The following is a 17900-nucleotide window of genomic DNA, read 5'->3' as shown; positions in this document are numbered from 1 at the left end:
TCGGGTGGAGTTTGTCTAGGAAGCGATTAAACCAACCTGCTAACTGACCCAGTTCATCGTTGCCTTGATAATCCAAACGTTTGGTGAGATCACCCTCACCGCTGGCGATATCCCGAAGCATGTTGGCCACGCTGAGGATTGGCATGCTGACGCCGCGAGCAGTCAACCACAGCACAATCAGACCTAACAGCGCCACGCCTCCCGCAAGCCCTGTTTCCCATAGCGCACCGGACAGGCTTCGCTCATCAAGTTCCTGATGCAGCGCAAGCGCCGGTTCCAGCAAGATTGCTCGCGGAACCTCTAAAACCAATCCCCAAGGTTTCCCCTCAGGGATCACCTTCAGCGGCTCCAAAATGCGCAGGCTCGTAAGCGTATCCAAGGACTGAGACTTACCTGCGCTCAACAGCGCCAGTAGGTCAGCACCATCCTTCTGAACGCTTTCGAGTGTACGACCGAGTGAACCTGGATTATGGCTATCGCCCGCAACCAACCCAGCGGAACTGACGATTCGCAATGTCCCCCTACCCTCATAAAGTTGCAGGCTGCCATCCAGACTTAGCTGCTGCAATCGACTCAAGCTGATATCCGCGCCGATGACCGCAATGACTTTGCCGTTTTCGATCAATGGAAAAGCAAGAGTTGTCATCAGTAAAGGCTGGCCAGACGTGTCGTCAAAATAAGGATTGAGCACGCAAGGCCTGAGGGTTTGCTGTGGGCAGCTATACCAGGTGTTGAACGGAGTACCGTCCAACATAGGGGTGGTATCGGCGATGATTTTCTCAGGCACTGCCATGTAACTGTCTGTCGGATCCTTTTGACTCCAGTAAGAGGCAAATCGACCTTTTTCATTACTGCCCACGGTAGATTCATCCGAAAAGCGCCCATCCTGGCCGTCCAGTGCATCAGGCGCAAATACCACGTACAAACTCAATAGCGAAGGATTGGCTTTAAGGCCGTCGTGTACCAGTTGATTTAGGTCCTTGCGCAGCTCCCGGGGATCAGCTCCATGCTTGGTTGCTTGCTCTCGAAGTTGTTGGACTTGTCGAGTGAACTGGTTACCGTAATTATAGATGTCCGAAAAAAAGCGCTGAGTGGTCTCAACCTGCTGCTTTCCGCTAGCCTCCATGCGTGCACGGGCTGCCGCCTCAAGCATCTGTGAGTTGGCTGATTTGACCAATGCCAGACTGGTGTCCATGCGATACAGGGACGTACCCACCAACAATACGACGGTACACAGCAGGCAAAATCCCGCCAATAGTGTGATTTTCCACTTGATGGAGACACGCGCAAAACGCATAGATACCTCCCCGTACCCGGGATATTTTTTAGTGGAGCCAAATCAATGACTCAACATGACTGATTGATGTACCTGCGCGATCACATCCCTTCAGCCAGTTCTTCTTTCAGGCCCGAAGTAATCGCAACACTCGCCCATCAGGGAAAGCGCCTCTTGGATTTCCAGAGCACGTCCTTCTCGCAAAAGGATGTTGGCTAAATGCCCCGCTACCCTCGCTGCGCCCAGACTGGCACCCGCCATGCCCTCCCCGGCCTGTTCAGGTGAGTTACTCCAGGCGCCAAACAAACGAGGCCCCAAGCGCGAGAGTTGGTCCCACGTACAACGCGCATCTCCGGTACCGCCTATCACGCTCTCGTAATCTGCCGGATAACACGTGCTACCTCGGGCCGGCCTGGCCGCAACAATCAACACTTTCTCAGCACCGGCGTTATAGACAGCCTCACGCAAAGGCGCACGATCAGCAGCAAGCCCCAGGCTCATGCAGACAATGTCCACTCGATGAGAAGCTGGCTGCGAGACGAACCAGTCGAGCGCCATGGAAACCTGAGTGGCGGTTGTCACCGGCCGCTCCTGAAACACTTGCGCATGGGTAATGATTGCTTGAGGGCAGCTATTACGAATAATCTTCGCAACGATCGTTCCGTGCCCCAGGCGGTCCGGTGCGCACGCCTCGACCCGCCCATCGGGAAGAAAGGCCAGAGAACCTTCGATGTCCATCGAAAGTCCTCCGCTGTCAATCACACCTATACGGACGGCCATTACTGAACCGTGAACAATCGCAGGGCTGAGTTGTTCGACATGTTGGGGTTACCGGGCAGCTTCAGCTCCCCGACCTTCTCCAAACTGGCACCGTCATAAATAAGCAAATCACCACCCGCGCCACCAATCCACACGTATCTGTTATCGGAGCTGACGACGACGGAATAAAACGTATGGGGGAGGCTTACTTGCTTGAGGGGTTTGCCACCCTGTTCCAAGTCGAAAGACTGGAGCACGTTATAAACCGCATAGGCGCGCTTTTGGTCCGGGCTAGCCGCCATGGAGAAATAAATGGTCTGGGTGGGTTCAATATCGTTCATGTGCAACTTGCCCTTCTTCAGATCAAGGGTAAGCAGCCCCGTTTGGAATGTTTCAGGGGACGCGGGGTCTTTATTGCGCAACTTGACGTAGTATGGGGCGACCATGAGCTGAGAGTTGTCGTACTGATACCAGACGTTAAGCATATCGGGGGGGAAATGATCCTTTTGCGACCATTTCTGGATAGGCAACTCCTCCAATTGCTTTCCCGATTCGGCATCAAATACATACATATCCTTGCCCAACGCATAAATCTTCTTCCCGTCAGTCGAGTACATCAGCATCGTCACTTGACGAGGGGCAGGAGCTGTTGATTTCAACGTCAACGTTTCCGCGTCGTATAACGCAATGCGCGTGGGTTGGACTTTGAATTCGTTGCGCAGGTGTTTTACCGGATTCTGATACACCGCGAGCGTTTTGCCGTCGGGCGAAAGATTCATGCCCCACGTCGCCCAGACACGCTCGTCGGCTTTGCTCATGTCCAATCGGAGCAGGTTTTTTCCGGTTTCCATGTCCATCTTTATGACGCTTTGGCTTCCATTCGCCAAGACGTATACATATTTGGCATCAGGGCTTACTGCGGAAACAATTGGCGTAGCACCGCTGTTTTCAACGACAAATTCTTTGAGGATCTTGCGGTTGTCCATGTCCACAACGAACACTTTGTCAGGGTGCGCGACCACCGACAAAAAATCTTTAGCCACGGCAGGCGTTACGCCGCTCATTGCAGCGATTACCGACAGCACGGCGAAGCAGGATGACTTTATCATTATTATTAGCCCTTGGATTCGGGGAATACGGAGTTCAGGTTGCGCCAATCTTGAGTGGGGTCCGCAGTGTCTTTGCCCCACGTCGGATAAGTAGACATCGTGTCTGGAACTTGGGCAGGCCACCAGCAAGGATCAGAACAGGCGTACAAGTCTGCTTCCATCGGCTGACAAAGGTTGGAAACGCCACCGAACCCATCGATTTCCCATCCTGGATCAAAAGAAGTCGAACAGCCTACCAAGGCGTTCATTGCTACAACTTCTTCTTCACGACCTTCGGCGTGAGCTTCAACAAAGGCCTTGGCCTTGGCATTGGCGGGAGTCAAATGTTTCATACTTTGGCGCTCCGTGGTTCGATATGATTACGGAAGAAGCTAGGATTATTTTTCATTATTCGCACGTAAGATTCGATTCCGAAATCCACCCAATCGCGCAGCAAGTCACAGTAATGATAAACAGGAGCAAACGGATCACCTTGTTTCGCATAAGACTCGTGATAACACCCACCCGCACAAATAGAGCGAATACGGCAGGTTTTGCAACCGAAACTACTGCGATCTTGGGCGCCTTCTATGAACGCCGCCAACTTAGGCACATCGATACCGCGACCAACGTTGCCATAGGTCGGTTGATCAGACCCAACGAAACGATGACACAGGTGCAGGTCGCCATCCTTATCAACGGCCAGCAATCCCAGACCGGCACCACAAGGCACGACTTTTTTGGTGCCCTGTGCAATATCTGTCAGCAATTGGTGCATGTTGGAAAATCCGATATTTTCGCCACGGCAAGCCGCATCGACATAACGGCGTCCCAGGGTCTTCATATCACTGAACACTTGCTTCAGCGCATCGTTATCCAGATTGAATGATGCAATCGGACCCGACGTCGCTGGGCCAAACCCAACTTCAGCAAATCCCAGTTCGTTCTTCAGGTGATGATGGATACCCAACACATCGGTAACGCCGCGGGTCAGTGTCACACGGACGCCGACCGCCCTCGCGGTATAGCGCGACAGCAGCATCCGCACCTTATGCGCCACCACGTCATAGGTTCCGTTGCCACCTACCGTAATGCGATTGGCATCATGCATGGCTTTCGGACCGTCCATTGATACCGTCAGGCCAAAGCGATGCTCGTTGAGCCAATCCACCATGGGCTCTGTTAACAGCGTGCCGTTGGTGGTCAACGAAAAATCAATCTTCTTGCCCTCTTGCGCCGCTCGGGCTTCGGCGTAAGGCACCATCTCGCGAATGAGTGGGTAGTTGGAAAGCGGCTCACCACCAAAAAACACAAGATTGACCTGGTCCCGATTCTTTGCCTGTTTGAGCAACATCTCAAACGAGGCCTTGGCGGTTTCAAAGCTCATCTTGACGCCCTTCGAGGGGGTCGTGAGGTCTTCCTTGTAGCAGTAAGTACAGGAAAGATTGCAGCCTGTATTCACGTTAAGAACAATGGTCGAAAGCGGTATCTCATCAACCTTGGCGATCACGCGAGGCGCTTCGACAATACCTGGCTCGCGCAGGATATCCAGGTCGATAAAACTGCTGATGCACTCTGCCAGACTGTCCGGGGAATGTCGGGCGCCTAGCTCGGTGCGCATGACCTCGCTGTCGACACTATCGAAGCGATTGAACAGGTCGTATACATCGCGACCAACCCCATCAAGCTCGAAAAGGCTGCTGCTGGGGACATGCATCATCATGGCATGACCGTCCACATCTATTTGATGCGCGTTATGCCGAATAAGGGTAAGCGCTGTCATGAGAGCCTCAACGAATAGGAGTGTCGACGAAACGCTGGACGGTGACATAGAGATGCGCCTCGCCCTGGAGAGTTTTGCCGTTGTCATCAACGGTGGCGATCACCTTGAGATTGCCAAGGTTGTTGGTAGACATCGGCCGTTCAGGATTTAAACCCGCGTCCGCTGGCGTGAAACGGCCGTTCTGTTCAATGGAACCTGAGTACTTGGTGTCCTGCATCTTCGCAGCCCCTTCGTCCCAGTTGTCCACCGCCCACGAGGCGTCAAACGTCCCCACACGGATGTCGTCAGCGGTTCCCAGTTTTCGGTCGGCTCCTTTGAGCAAGCCGATTGCCTCAAACTGCGCGGGAACCTTTGCGATGGGCCCACCATTGCCGCCCACCCGAGCGATAGTTTGTTCAGGCTCAACGCGTACACCGTCAAGCTTGGAAAAAACCACCAGAGGCGCACTTGCCTTGCCCACGCTGACCTTCACTGCCCCCCAAGGCTTTTCCGAGGAAAGCTTCATCACAACTTTGGTATCGCTCTGAGAAACAACGGTCCCGGTAACGCCTTTCGGTAGAACCGGCTTACCCGACAGCCCCACCCCGACGAGCGTGATCTCACTTTCTGTCCCGGTTCTGAGGTATGTCGGACTGACAGCGAGAATCCGAGGCGAGGCATCGACAGGTGAAGCTATGAAGCGTCCGCCAATGACCTCATTGGATTTTTCGAACCATCGACCTGTCAGTGATCCGTCTGCATTCAGAGCAAACACTTGCCGGATTTCCTGCTTGCCGTCGCTTAACGTCGCGCGCCACTCACCCTCGCCCAGCAACACTCCCCGGCCTTGATACGTCGCAGAGCCTGCTTTGTTATCGAGGGTCATTGAAACATCGTAGCCCTCCTCCCCGGCCTTCAATGACAACGTACCCGAATAGTCGCCGCTTCCTGGTTGATGACCGGTCACGACCCAACGCTCGCTCAATTTGGCATTGGTTGCTTTGGGTGCCTGACCCAGTGGGTAGTTTTTCGCCAGGAATGGCAGGACTTCGCCATTAACATAGGTCCACCAATCCCGGTCACGCGCCATGGCTTGAAGCTCCAGCGTCGGGAATTGCCCCAAATGGAAGTTGAGCAACTTCTCCCAGTCAGCAGGGGTTCGACGTTGCAAGGCGACCCGCGCATAGGAGTGACATCTGGAGCAGGTCTCGGTCATCATTTGGTTAGGCGCCACGTCTGTTGCGACGGGCTCCTTTTCCAAGACGTAGCGACGCCCCTCGGTTTCCTTCACGCTCAGCCCGCGTGTCTGGGCCAGGTATCTCACGACCGCAGTGCGGTCATCCTGGCTCAGCGGAACATGATGGTTGCGCATCATCCGCACGACCGTCATATCCCAGGCCTCGGGGGTTTTACGCACGGCGTCTATACGCTCGAAACTACCATCGGCAGCAATGTGACAACCGGCGCACATGGTATTTAAAACCTGTTCCCCTGTTTGTTGTGCTGCCGCAAACGGGGCGATAGCGAGCGCCAACACCGTACTACATGAGATGAACGCAAGGCGACGGAGTGGTTTCATCGATCAGAATTCCTTTGGCTCTTCACAGGGGACAAAGCCCATGCTGGCGATTTTTTTATAATATTGTCTTTAGTTTTTGTTTTATCGCACTCCAAAACCCGGGGTGGCCTCAGAGTGTCTTTTCATTCATATACATATTCCGTGCCATCTCACACAACACGCTGATTTATATAGATAAAAATGAAAAAATCATGACAAGAAACAAGAGGAGTGATCTATTTCTGAACACAGTGTTCAACGCCTCTCAGGGTGCGATACACACCTAAGTCGCGATGTATAACGTCTGTTCAATTGGCGGCTTGAGGCGCAAAAATGATCAGAGATGGGTTAGAGCGTGTATCCGCGCCGTTCGGAGACAAACATTGATGAATGCAATCAAATAACTATCACGCCAAGAGGGGGGCCAGTGATAACCCCCTCAATCTGAAAGGCATAACAAGCTATTCCATTTTTAGCTTACGATAGATAGTGCCGCGAGCAACGCCGAGCTGCTGCGCAGTCGCTTTCACGTTGCCGCCATTGGCATCCAGCGCGTCTTGAATCTTCTTCCTTTCAAATTCCTTTAACGATTTCTCATCACGCTTCTCGTCAGGCTGCTCCAAGCCTGGAAAGTGTTCCGGCAGGATCACGAGCCCTGCGCCAGCCAACGCCACAGCCAGCCGGATCACTTGCTCCAGTTGCCTGATATTTCCGCGCCACTCCTGATTCTTCAGCAGCTCCAACGCTGCGGGATGAATCGCGCCTCCCTGATAGCGCTGGGTCAATTTGGTGATGATATCTTCCATATCCTGCCGCTGACGGAGCGCCGGAATCCGAACCTGCATGCCATTGAGGCGATAAAAAAGATCCTCTCTGAAACGATGCTCCTCAATAAGCTTGTGGATATCGCAATGGGTCGCGCTAATAACTCTTACATCGACTGGATGTCGTTCTGAGCTGCCGAGACGGGTTACTTCCCTCTCCTGCAGTACCCGAAGCAGCCGGGTCTGAAGATTGAACGGCATATCGCCAATCTCATCGAGCAACAAAGTCCCGCCATGCGCTTCTTCGATACGACCTTTCGCACCGCCTCGACGTGCCCCTGTAAACGTTCCTTCAACGTAGCCGAACAGCTCGGACTCAATCAGATTCTCGGGTATGGCAGAACAGTTAATGGCTATGAACGGAGCACCAGGATTCAACGAGTCGTGAAGCGCCCTGGCGAACACCTCTTTTCCTGTACCCGTTTCGCCCTGCAGGATGACGGGAATGCTCGCTGCAAAGGCTTTCGAGGCCATGTTGAATTGCTGATTGAGCGCAGGATCGTGTCCAACCCCAGGGGATGTATGGCGCAAACGAGCAGCAGGCTGAGCGCCGCCAGGCAACGATAATGACTGGGCATAAACCGAAGACCCGTCGTTGAGCGCTATCAGACTGGGTGAGTTCACAACTATGGACTGTGGCCCACGCTCAAAAAAACTATCCCAATCCAATGAAGACTCGACTGGCGCAGAAGCATCGATGCCCAATATCTTCTTTGCGACTTTATTGGCGGCACAGAACCTTCCATTCTGATCGAAAGCGACCAATCCCTGGAAAGGTGTTCCTATCAATCTCGCGTCAAACTGAAGTGCTACGATCTGGCAATCCACCAACCCCGAATACAACCTGCTTTCGATGGCCATGGACGCGATCTTTAGCTGCTCCAGAACAGCAGTCGCATTGCGCTGGCCGATACCGGTTATGTCGATTGCACCCACCAGCTCCCCACGCACACCGAAAACGGGTACGGATACGCAGAAAAAATTTTCAAATTCTTTCAAGTAGTGCATACCGCCGCAGACGATAAACGGCTGCTGCTCATGGAGTGTGCAACTGGGCGCCGTGGTTCCGATATCCACTTCATTGACGCGCTTTCCCACTTTCAGTGAGTCCACAGTGTCGGGCTGGGACGCGTGCTTGGCATAAACGATCACGCCTTCGAGGTTGACACAAAACAGGGCCCAGTCTTGCCCTCCGAATATTCCCCACAGCCTGTCGAGCTCAGGTTGAGCGCATGCAGCCAAACGCGAATCCGAACTACTCAATTCATGGGCGCGCCAACGTCCAGACAGTCGCTTATCCCAAGGTGAGAGCCCTGCTTTCCTGGACCGCTCCCAAGAACTGGCTACTGCAGGAGGCAGCAGATCCGCCGGCAAGGAGTGTCCATCCAGAAAGCGACGCCGAACCTCATCAAGGCCGTGCATGTCTCTTATATTCATTTGCTGACCACTCATTACCTTTCTACATTCTTGTATGTTTTTATCATTAATAATGACCAGCCGCATATAATTACATAGCATAAAAAAGCGCCCGTTCAGAACGGGCGTTTTTTCTTCAAGATCTTGCAGTTATGTTCGATCCAGTGCCTTACAGGGCATAAGGCGTGGCCTCATCCTTGATGGTCAACCATTGCCATTGAGTGAACTCTTCCCAGTTCGCCGCCCCTCCCACGCTCGTGCCATTTCCAGATGCGCCCCAGCCGCCGAATGGATTCACCACTTCGTCATTGACTGTCTGGTCATTGATATGAAGCATTCCGGTCCGAAGCTTGTCACCGACCTTCATCGCACGGCCAATGTTCGAACTGATGATGCCGGCAGCCAAGCCGTATTCCGTGTCGTTAGCGAGTCGTATTGCTTCCTCGTCAGAGTCAAAGGGCACGACAACGGCGACGGGTCCAAAAATCTCTTCACGGAACGCGGGATTGTCCGGTTTGACATCGCTGAGCACCGTCGGCTGGAAGAAAAGCTCTTCGTAACGCCCACCCACTTCGAGTTTTGCACCGGCCTGCTGAGCCTCGCGGACAATCTTGGCCACTTGATCGCGCTGGTGTGCATTGATAAGCGGCCCGAGCGAGACCTTTGTCGTAGCGGGATCACCCACCGAGAGCTTGCCCACTTTGGCAGTCAGTGCTTTGAGGAAGGCCGGATACAGGCTGCGCTGAACGAGAATGCGCCCAGTAGCCATGCAGATTTGCCCCTGGTGCAAAAACGTTCCCCAGATGGCGTTGGCAACTGCCAAGTCGAGATTCGCATCGTCCAGAATTATCAACGAATTCTTCCCGCCTAATTCCAGCGACACCTTCTTCAGGTTGCGGCCAGCCGCTTCGCCGACTTTGCGACCTGCGGCGGTCGATCCGGTAAATTGGATCATTGCCACGTCTGGCGATTCAACCAACGCTGCGCCCGCATCGCCCGCACCCGGCAAGACGTGGAGAACGCCCTTCGGCAGCCCAGCAAGCTCAAATAAGCGCCCAATGACCAGCCCGCCACTAACGGCGGTTCGGGGATCGGGCTTCAGCACGACACTGTTACCGACGGCCAAAGCAGGCGCGACCGAGCGCATAGCAAGGTAAAGCGGAAAATTGAAAGGTGAGATGACCCCTACAACCCCTATTGGACGACGCCTGGCTAGGCTGAGGCGACCGGATCCCGGAGCATTGGGCAGAACGTCACCCTGGCTTTTCCCAGGCATCATGGCGCTTTCCTGCAACGCTTTTATCGTTACACGGGTTTCAAACGCCGCTTTTAACTGGGTCGAACCGCTTTCTCTAACCAACCACTCGACGATATCGCCAAAATGCAGTTCTGCGATTTCTGCCGCTTTACGCATGATTGCGGCACGTTCTTCATAATCAGTGAGGAACCAATCCGCTTGTACTTCATTAGCCACGCGAGCCGCCGCTGAAACCGACGCCGCGTCAGCCATGCCGATGCAACCCAACGATGCCCCCGTTGCAGGCTCTATGACCTGACTGACGTTAGGAGAAACATTTATCCAAGTACCGTCGAAAACACAGTGACTCCAGAGCTCCTCTGGCAGAAATTTTAAAGTTTGATTCATGACGTTACCTATGTAAATTATTTTTAGGGCAGTGCTATGTCTGGAACTCCTTCGGTTACAGCACAAGGCGTGCCAATGCCATTTCAGGAACACACACGAAACTTTCTGTTTAATGTTTGCACACCGACAAAAAAATGTGTTCCACAATTGAACACCGGTCGACCGCACAGACATATTGTTCGGCGACGACATAGTCATCGATGATTAGCAAAGTTATAGAATGAGCAACTTTCCGCTGATCGTAAACACTGAATTCAGACAGGCCTGTATCCCTGCGACAACAACCAGCTTCGAACCCCACGCCCCTGAGATTCCGTCAACCCGGCAAGCACCTGCTCGTGCGGCTCCGAGCGTAACCGTTGCACAAGCGGCGCCAGCTCGACCCCGTGCACCTGCCAGGCACCCAAGGGTTGATCCGGGGTAATCACTACCTGCGCCTCAACTACGAACCCGTCACACAGTACAGGGGCGCGCTCAATCTTCAGGGCGTCGAAATTCGCTTCGGCATGAGCGGCCACCGCATCCGGCCACTGTCTGCGAGCAAGCCAGAATGGTTGGTCTTGCCATCGCTGTTCGTCGAGGTAAAAGTCCCGACCAATCCTCGCGAAACGCATGAACAATTGCTCGACTCGCTGCTGGTGAAACCGCTGGGCCAATGCCGATCGCTCGGGTTTGCACAGCAACGTGTTGATCACCGTCGGCGCCTGCAGTGCCGAGGATAATGATTGGAATATGCCGTTTCCCGAGAGCGGATCGACCGCCATCGCAGCGTCACCGACTCGTATCCAATGATCGCTGCAAACGTGTGGATTCAGAATTGCCGTGCTGCTGCGTGCAAGCACCTGCACATCGATCTGACGCTGCGGGCCAAAGAATGCTTGCGCAACAACCGAATCCAGACGTCGCTCAAGACAATATTGAAGTAGATCGCGCTTATCAGGCAGGTCGGCACTGGCGACATCCAGCGTCCACTGCCAATAACACTGGCCATCGGCTCGCCGAGCCATCCATACCCAACCGTCCTTGAGGCTTTCTACTGCGCTGGCGGTGGCACCCGGCCGACCTTGCCATCGATTGAGCAAGCTTACGGTCTCCGGCCCACGCACACCTTTACCAAGCGAGGGGGCTTGGCGTCCTCGTGCCTCTACCAAGAAGTCCGCCTTGATTGCGCCATGTCCTTGGACCTCGACTTTGTGCCCGTCCGTTGAGCTTTCGATGCCCAGCACGCGTCCGTCTATCAACTCCACCCCGGCCAGGCGCAAGTCTTCCCGTAGCCCTTTATCGAATGTCGTACGGTCCAATAAATATTCTATGTTTTGGGAATGTTGCTGACCGTTCCACGCGACTTCGCGCTGTGAAGGCAATGTCGCGTCGCCCAAGGCGTGATGGAATCCCGCGCTGTGCAAAGCCTCAAGCACACGAACCGAGACGCCCTCCAGCGCTGCGAATCTTCGCCATTCGCTGGCCAGCGAGACCGAATAACCTAACCGCCGTAACCCCAGCGCCACCGCCGCTCCGGCCGGTCCGGCACCAAGGATGAGTATTCTGGGGCCAGTCATCGGCAAGGCCTCTCGCCCGAGCCAACGAAGGGATACAAGGAACGTGCTTGAAACATCATGCAAATCCTCATGATCAGATTTCGTGTTGGACCGATTTAGGCCTCAACACGCCGTCGAGCAGCTCAAAATGTAGGTCTGCATTGGCCAGTGTTGAAGGGCGATGACTGATCAGGATTCGCGTGCGCCCGGCAAATAATCGGTCGATGGCTTCGATGACGTCACGCTCGGTGGCTTCATCTACCGCAGACGTGGCTTCGTCCATGACTAAAATCATCGGATCCTGTAGCAGTGCCCGAGCGATTGCGATTCGTTGTTTTTGTCCGCCAGACAATTGTTGACCGCGTTCACCCAAAGGGCTGTCGAGCCCTTCGGGCAGTGACGCGATCAAGCTATCAAGCTGCGCGAGTTGCGCCACTGCGGTTATGGCTTCCCGACTGGCGTGCGGCACGGCGTAGGCCAGGTTGTCGGCGAGACTGCCACGAAACAACACGATGTCTTGGCTGACCACGGCAATCCGTTGCCGTAGCTCGAACAGGTCGAACTCTCGCAGGTCGATTTCTCCCAACAGCACCCGCCCAGCCTGTGGATCGAGGTGGCGCTGAAGAAGGTCTATCAATGTTGATTTACCCACCCCGGAGCCACCGCTCAGCGCAACTTTCAAGCCATAAGGAATGCACGCATCGACACCGTGCAGGGTGCTGAGACGACCTGGATGGGTGAAGTGAACGTCATCGAAACGCAACTCCCCTTGGGCGGGCATCGGCTTGGGTAATACAGGGCTGAGGACAGTAGGCTCTTCGCCGCGTAGCTCCATGACCCGCCCGAGACTGACCGTCATCCTTTGTATCGCAACATAAAGGCCCAGCAGGCTTTGGACTGGTCCCACCGCCATCCCTAGGTAAGTGGAAAACGCGATCAACGCACCGAGTTGCCACGTGCCTTGAACCACCCAGTAGCCTCCCAGGAGAAAGGCACAGGCACGCGCCAATGACGTTAATGTTCCCGGAACAGCCTGCGTAAAAAACTCGGTAATCTGCAGCTTCAGCAATTGCTGCATATAGCCCTGTCCCAACGCTTCCAATCGATTCGATTCTCGCTTTTGCTGACCGGCAGATTGAATGAACTTCATCACTGGCAGTGTCTCGACCATGAACGACGAAACGTCCGCAGAACACTCACGCAACCGCCTTACATCGCGCTCGACTTTGCGGCGCATCCAGCGCAACCACAGGATGTCGAAAGGAATCAGCACCAGAACCAGCAGCGACAGCTTCCACGACAGCGTCACTAACATGACTACCGCACATATCAGCCCGACCACGCTCGATACTGCCGAAAACAATGAGTCCACGGCAAAGCGCTGGATCTCAGCGACATCACCATCTAGCCGTGACATCACATCACCGATGCGTCGTTGAGCATAAAAGCTCGGCGCCAAGGTTTGCAGGTGTCGATAAAGGTCGTCACGTAGCGAAAATAAAATCCGTCCGGACAAGCGTGTGTGCAAGTAACGATTCATCCCCGAAAGCACTGTTCCGAGTATGCCTGCGACGATCATCAGGCTTGCGATTGTTACCAGCTTCGAAAAGTCTCGTGCGAGCAAACCATCGTCGATCAGAAGTTTCGTCAGCCAAGGTTGCAGCAACACCAAAAGCGAGGCACAAACTGACAAGCCGAGCAGCCCGACGATGGCCAGTCGATGCGGACGTACAAAGCTGTAAAGCCAACGCAACGCAGCCAGCAACGACTCTGGATGCTGGCTGTCGATCAGCCAAGAAATCAGTCGCTGCATCGAACAGCTCCGCATGGCACAAAGGTACTTATTTTTATCATGGTCAATCCCTGCGCCAGTGTCTTATGTAGATCTGCGCTTTCAACCATCACCTTAGATGCAAATTATGAGCCAGCCTGGCAATCGATCAGTGTGCACGCTCGCGTACTATGCTCCCTGGCCCTCCTCCCGCCTAAGGCCAGTTGGCGCCTTCATGCCTGAGCATCCAGTCTGCAAGGGGATTCAGGAAGGCTCATAACTGGGATGCTGATTCCCCCGGCTTCCGAGTTATGGAGAACACAAGTGTTCAGGAACTGAACACATTTCGCTGATCACTCAACCTGAGGCTCGACCGTCATGGTAGAACTCGATACGATTCATAAGTAATTTTAAGACGAACGTGAAAATTGCACGAGCGGTATGCGTATATAGCAACAAACAAGACATAGTCGCTACAGCCGCTCCTCCCCTGCTCGAAATTCTCGTGGGCTCTTGCCTGTGAGCCTACGGAAGAAACGCGCAAAGTAGGTCGGTTCGGCAAATCCGAGAGCATCACTGATCTGAGCAACACTCATTGTGGTGTAAATGAGTTGGCGCTTTGCTTCCAAGAGCAAACGTTGGTGAAGGAGGGGCAAGGCACTTTCGCCTGTCCATTCTCGGCATGTGGCATTCAATGTTCGAGCAGAGACACCGAGCCTGTGAGCAAGACTTTCAAGCTTGGGTTGAAGCTTGAATTCTGTATCGAGCAAACGCTGAAAGCGCCGCATCAATTCATGCCCGGACCTTAAAGGCGCGCTCTTGCTGCGATGCTGAATTGTTTGGCGTGCAAGCCACACGAGAACTGGCTGGATAAAGGATTGGAGCATCACATCCCGACCTGGCTGACTGCTGTGATATTCCTTGCTGAGTGCTGAAAGCTGCGCATAAAGGTGGTTCTTGTCATTACCTACTGACCAGCCGCCAGGACTCTCAAAAACGCTTGAATCTAACCCGGTGATTACACCCAATCTGGCCACCAAAGGCGCTGCCATGGTCACCACATATCCATCTACATTTTTATAAAATCGAAATCCATAAACACGCAAGGGAGGTATGAACTGCAGCGTGGCATCATTAACCACACTTGCTTGGCCCTCAATCTCGATCTGTGCGTGACCCTGGTGGATATACAAAACCTGGGCAAGATCGACGTGTCGATGAGGCGTGATTTCCCAGTGATGCAGACTGCTTCGCTTCGGTATGAATTCGTGAAGTTATAGAAAGCTTCAGTTAATTGCCTCCAATGTTCATAAAGCAATGCACAACGGCACCCTACATATAGCAGAGGGTGTCCAGAAGGTAAATTTAGCCGCGCAGTCATTCCATAGCATTGGCTCGGCAGTGAGCGTTATCAATGATATTGACATTGCAGATTGCCGCGCGGCGGAACAACAAAGTCGTGTGGCAGAGGAAGCAAGTAGAGGAGTACCCAAAATTCGCGATGTAACAGAGGCGCTATCTGAAAAAAGCCGACAATCTTACCAAACTAGCCAAACGTTAAATGATCAAGCTATCAAGCAGAAGAACTTGGTAGATGTCTTTAAGATCTAAAATTCATGACGTTTTATCCAACTCATAGGATAACTTGGACAGCTGGAGCTTTTCCTATAGCGGCTCTCCCTTATAAGGGCACCTATTCAGTACAAGCTCCAGGTGAACGGACGACCACGGGCTACGCATGCCCGGGCATGATTACGGCCTAGCGTCAGTTCAATCACCGACTAAGATCGAACGATCAGCGTTTGCAGATTGCCAGTCTTAGCCACTGAGCGAAAAATCAGGCTACCAATAACAATTCAAATCCCGTCTTGCTGTAAGGGGAGGCCTGTATGCAAATTGAGCCGACACAACCAGGGCTTAAGCCCAAATCCTTAGGTGTCTCCGACATCGTCTTTTTTGTAATTGCAGCTGCGGCCCCGCTCGGCGCCACCCTTGGTGCAGGCCCTGTGGTTTTCGCTATGGGAGGTACAGGCGCTCCAGGCATCTATCTAATCGCCTCGCTCGTCCTGCTGCTTTTTGCCATTGGATTTGCAGCGATGAGTCGTCATGTGATCAGTGCTGGTGGCTTCGCCGAGCTAGTGACTCACGGATTAGGACGAGCAGCAGGCAACGCAGCTGGCGGAATCGCGCTACTTGCCTATATCGCGATGTTGACTGGCATCTACGGTCAATTCGCTGCGTTCGGGGCAGACCTTGCTCTGTCGATGGCGGGATTGCAGATGGACTGGTGCGTCGTAGCTCTTCTCATCATTGGACTGGTCGGTATTTTCGGATACATGGACGTTAAAGTGTCAGCCAAGGTGTTAGGCGTGCTGATGATTTTCGAGATCCTGATCCTGCTTGTCTTTGACATCGCGGTCATCGCCCAAACGGACGCCAAGAATTTCTCTTGGAATGGCTTCCTGCCCTCCCAGATATTCACACCTGGCCTTGGGGTGGCATTGATGTTCGCGTTTTGTTGCTTTGTAGGATTCGAGTCAACAACCATTTATGGGGAAGAGGCGAAGAACCCGAGCCGCACAGTTCCCCTTGCTACATATGTTGCCATTGCCATTATCGGGATCTTTTACACGCTTACTACTTGGTGTCTCGGTCTGGCATATGCGAATAGCGATGTTCAAAGCCTCGCCGCCAATGACATGATCAATTTCGTGTTCAATGCCAACACACAGTACGTCGGCTCCCTTTCTACCGAAATCATGAAAATCCTGGTAGTCACGAGCGTCTTTGCCGTGTTGCTCTCTTTTCACAATGCCCTGAGCCGCTATCTTTTCGCACTGGCTCGCAGCCACTTCGTACCTCACCAGCTCAGCCGAGTACATCCAAAACACGCTAGCCCTTACGTTGCAAGCATTGCGCTATCGATCACAACCGTCGTCGCCGTTGGTGTCTTCATGATCACCAATGCCGACCCGATAATGCACCTCTACATGTGGATGGTTGGACTTGGCACCCTTGCTGTACTCGCCTTGCAGACTTTGGGGGCAGCCGCTGTCGTGGGATTCACTCTCCAAACCCAGAGATGTAATAAATGGCAAGGCGTGATCGCTCCCACCCTTGGTGGATGTGGATTGGCAACCGCCGTTGTTCTCGCCGTGGCAAATTTTGGCGAACTCACCGGTACTAAGGAAGGTATCGCAACGCTGCTTCCATGGTTGGTTGTGATAGCGGCCTCGCTGGGAGTTTTTAATGGACTCCGAGCCAAAGGGAAATTTCCTGTGACACCTGCGATTACCTGAAGCGACCACCTCCCCACTAGCAAAATTGAATAAATATCGATGGGTGGTTCTTAAATTTGTGGGGCCACCACAGAAAGGTCAGCGACCCAGAATCCAATGCTACGGTCGTCATAAAATTTCGGAGAGTAACGTGAACAAAAATCATCCTTACAGCGACCTGAATCTGCAGTTGATAGGGGGAGTTTGGCGCGAAGGTCGGACGGCGCGTTCCATGACTGTTAGCGACCCGTTCACCCAGCAAACGCTGCTTGAGATTGCCTTGGCTAACAAGGACGACTTGAATGAAGCCTATGCTAAAGCCAAAGCAGCACAACCCGGTTGGGCGGCAATGGGGCCATCTACGCGAGCGGGTGTGCAATTGACTTCGAAAGACAGGTTAAAGCCCATATCGGTCGCGAGTCAGGAAAAATGCCAACTGGCCCCCTGGGTCAACTGATCCGCGACATGCTGCCCAAATATCCCAAGTACCCCCAAATCCCGGGATTCTGGGATGGTTTCGTCGTCGAAGCAGCAGCCCTTAAAGAGCTGCGCAACAACATTGCTCACTCTGATGTCCAAGGCCTCCCGCCTCTTCCAGAGATTTATGGGCGCTTCAAAAAAGCAAATGATGTTCTCCGCCCATTCACCGTGTGTAGCGTTCCTCGTGATCGCTTCACTCAGTTTTTTTGGGTGAAAAGCCTCTTGCACTTTAAAATCGACGAACAGGTGTTCCGATTGTCCGAGCGTGACATCGAGAACCTCCTCGTCGAGCTGCATCCATCGTCGCGAGGAAAAGTGCGTTTCAAGGCTGGCAAGCAGATACACAGTGCGATGCTCGACATCAAAAATGAGTCACGAACCTACTTTGTCGAAGACTGCGCCCCCTTCAACCTGGACGATCAGGAAGCGATGGCTCTCGACGATTTGTTGATCTCGTACCTAGGGCCTGTACGTTATTAGGTAGCCACCGGCGATCTTTCTTACG

General features: G+C 53.5%; 14 protein-coding genes and 1 pseudogene. 4 read left to right on the top strand and 11 right to left on the bottom strand.

Annotated features, from left to right (window positions below; all coding sequences use genetic code 11):
• Positions 1-16: 16 nt before the first annotated feature.
• From ACLEJR_RS00420 to ACLEJR_RS00370, 11 genes and pseudogenes are all read right to left on the bottom strand, one after another.
• A pseudogene (locus tag ACLEJR_RS00420) lies at positions 17-1126 on the bottom strand (PDC sensor domain-containing protein); the annotation flags it as partial.
• 261 nt (positions 1127-1387) lie between these two features.
• A complete protein-coding gene (qhpE, locus tag ACLEJR_RS00415) occupies positions 1388-2056 on the bottom strand; it encodes a subtilisin-like serine protease QhpE (RefSeq protein WP_047739010.1) in 669 nt (222 codons plus the stop codon).
• On the bottom strand, positions 2056-3144 hold the full coding sequence (peaD, locus tag ACLEJR_RS00410) for a quinohemoprotein amine dehydrogenase subunit beta (protein WP_047739011.1): 1089 nt from the start codon (positions 3142-3144) through the stop codon (positions 2056-2058). Before peaD ends, qhpE begins: the two co-directional genes overlap by 1 nt.
• 5 nt (positions 3145-3149) lie before the next feature.
• Positions 3150-3476: a quinohemoprotein amine dehydrogenase subunit gamma gene (gene qhpC / locus ACLEJR_RS00405; protein WP_011334374.1), complete on the bottom strand. Its 327-nt coding sequence runs from the start codon at positions 3474-3476 to the stop codon at positions 3150-3152.
• Positions 3473-4906, bottom strand: a complete 1434-nt coding sequence (gene peaB, locus ACLEJR_RS00400) for a quinohemoprotein amine dehydrogenase maturation protein (protein ID WP_047739012.1) — start codon at positions 4904-4906, stop codon at positions 3473-3475. The genes qhpC and peaB overlap by 4 nt, the downstream gene beginning before the upstream one ends.
• A 7-nt stretch (positions 4907-4913) precedes the next feature.
• Positions 4914-6464: a quinohemoprotein amine dehydrogenase subunit alpha gene (peaA, locus tag ACLEJR_RS00395; RefSeq protein ID WP_047739013.1), complete on the bottom strand. Its 1551-nt coding sequence runs from the start codon at positions 6462-6464 to the stop codon at positions 4914-4916.
• A gap of 440 nt (positions 6465-6904) precedes the next feature.
• A complete protein-coding gene (locus tag ACLEJR_RS00390) occupies positions 6905-8770 on the bottom strand; it encodes a sigma-54-dependent Fis family transcriptional regulator (RefSeq protein ID WP_160310729.1) in 1866 nt (621 codons plus the stop codon).
• Positions 8771-8852: 82 nt separating this feature from the next.
• Positions 8853-10328 carry a benzaldehyde dehydrogenase gene (locus ACLEJR_RS00385; protein ID WP_047739016.1) on the bottom strand — a complete coding sequence of 492 codons (1476 nt, stop codon included), beginning with the start codon at positions 10326-10328 and terminating at the stop codon, positions 8853-8855.
• 254 nt (positions 10329-10582) lie between these two features.
• Positions 10583-11887, bottom strand: coding sequence for a flavin-dependent monooxygenase QhpG (gene qhpG / locus ACLEJR_RS00380; protein WP_047739017.1), 1305 nt, complete (start codon positions 11885-11887; stop codon positions 10583-10585).
• Positions 11888-11960: 73 nt separating this feature from the next.
• Positions 11961-13679, bottom strand: coding sequence for an ABC transporter ATP-binding protein (locus ACLEJR_RS00375; RefSeq protein WP_047739018.1), 1719 nt, complete (start codon positions 13677-13679; stop codon positions 11961-11963).
• Between the two features lie 431 nt (positions 13680-14110).
• Positions 14111-14779, bottom strand: a complete 669-nt coding sequence (locus ACLEJR_RS00370; RefSeq protein WP_144419459.1) for a helix-turn-helix domain-containing protein — start codon at positions 14777-14779, stop codon at positions 14111-14113.
• A gap of 175 nt (positions 14780-14954) precedes the next feature.
• Between ACLEJR_RS00370 and ACLEJR_RS00365 the strand changes: the two genes are divergently transcribed.
• From ACLEJR_RS00365 to ACLEJR_RS00350, 4 genes are all read left to right on the top strand, one after another.
• A complete protein-coding gene (locus tag ACLEJR_RS00365) occupies positions 14955-15248 on the top strand; it encodes a hypothetical protein (RefSeq protein WP_144419461.1) in 294 nt (97 codons plus the stop codon).
• A 278-nt stretch (positions 15249-15526) separates the two neighbouring features.
• Positions 15527-16936, top strand: a complete 1410-nt coding sequence (locus ACLEJR_RS00360) for an APC family permease (protein WP_047739019.1) — start codon at positions 15527-15529, stop codon at positions 16934-16936.
• Positions 16937-17066: 130 nt separating this feature from the next.
• On the top strand, positions 17067-17372 hold the full coding sequence (locus tag ACLEJR_RS00355) for an aldehyde dehydrogenase family protein (protein ID WP_440811358.1): 306 nt from the start codon (positions 17067-17069) through the stop codon (positions 17370-17372).
• A complete protein-coding gene (locus tag ACLEJR_RS00350) occupies positions 17345-17875 on the top strand; it encodes a hypothetical protein (protein WP_440811355.1) in 531 nt (176 codons plus the stop codon). The genes ACLEJR_RS00355 and ACLEJR_RS00350 overlap by 28 nt, the downstream gene beginning before the upstream one ends.
• Positions 17876-17900: the final 25 nt, after the last annotated feature.

The sequence above is a fragment of the Pseudomonas sp. SMN5 genome, assembly GCF_052041925.1.
Taxonomy (GTDB): domain Bacteria; phylum Pseudomonadota; class Gammaproteobacteria; order Pseudomonadales; family Pseudomonadaceae; genus Aquipseudomonas.
Note: the sequence above shows the minus strand (reverse complement) of the source record. Positions and strands in the feature narration are given on the sequence as shown.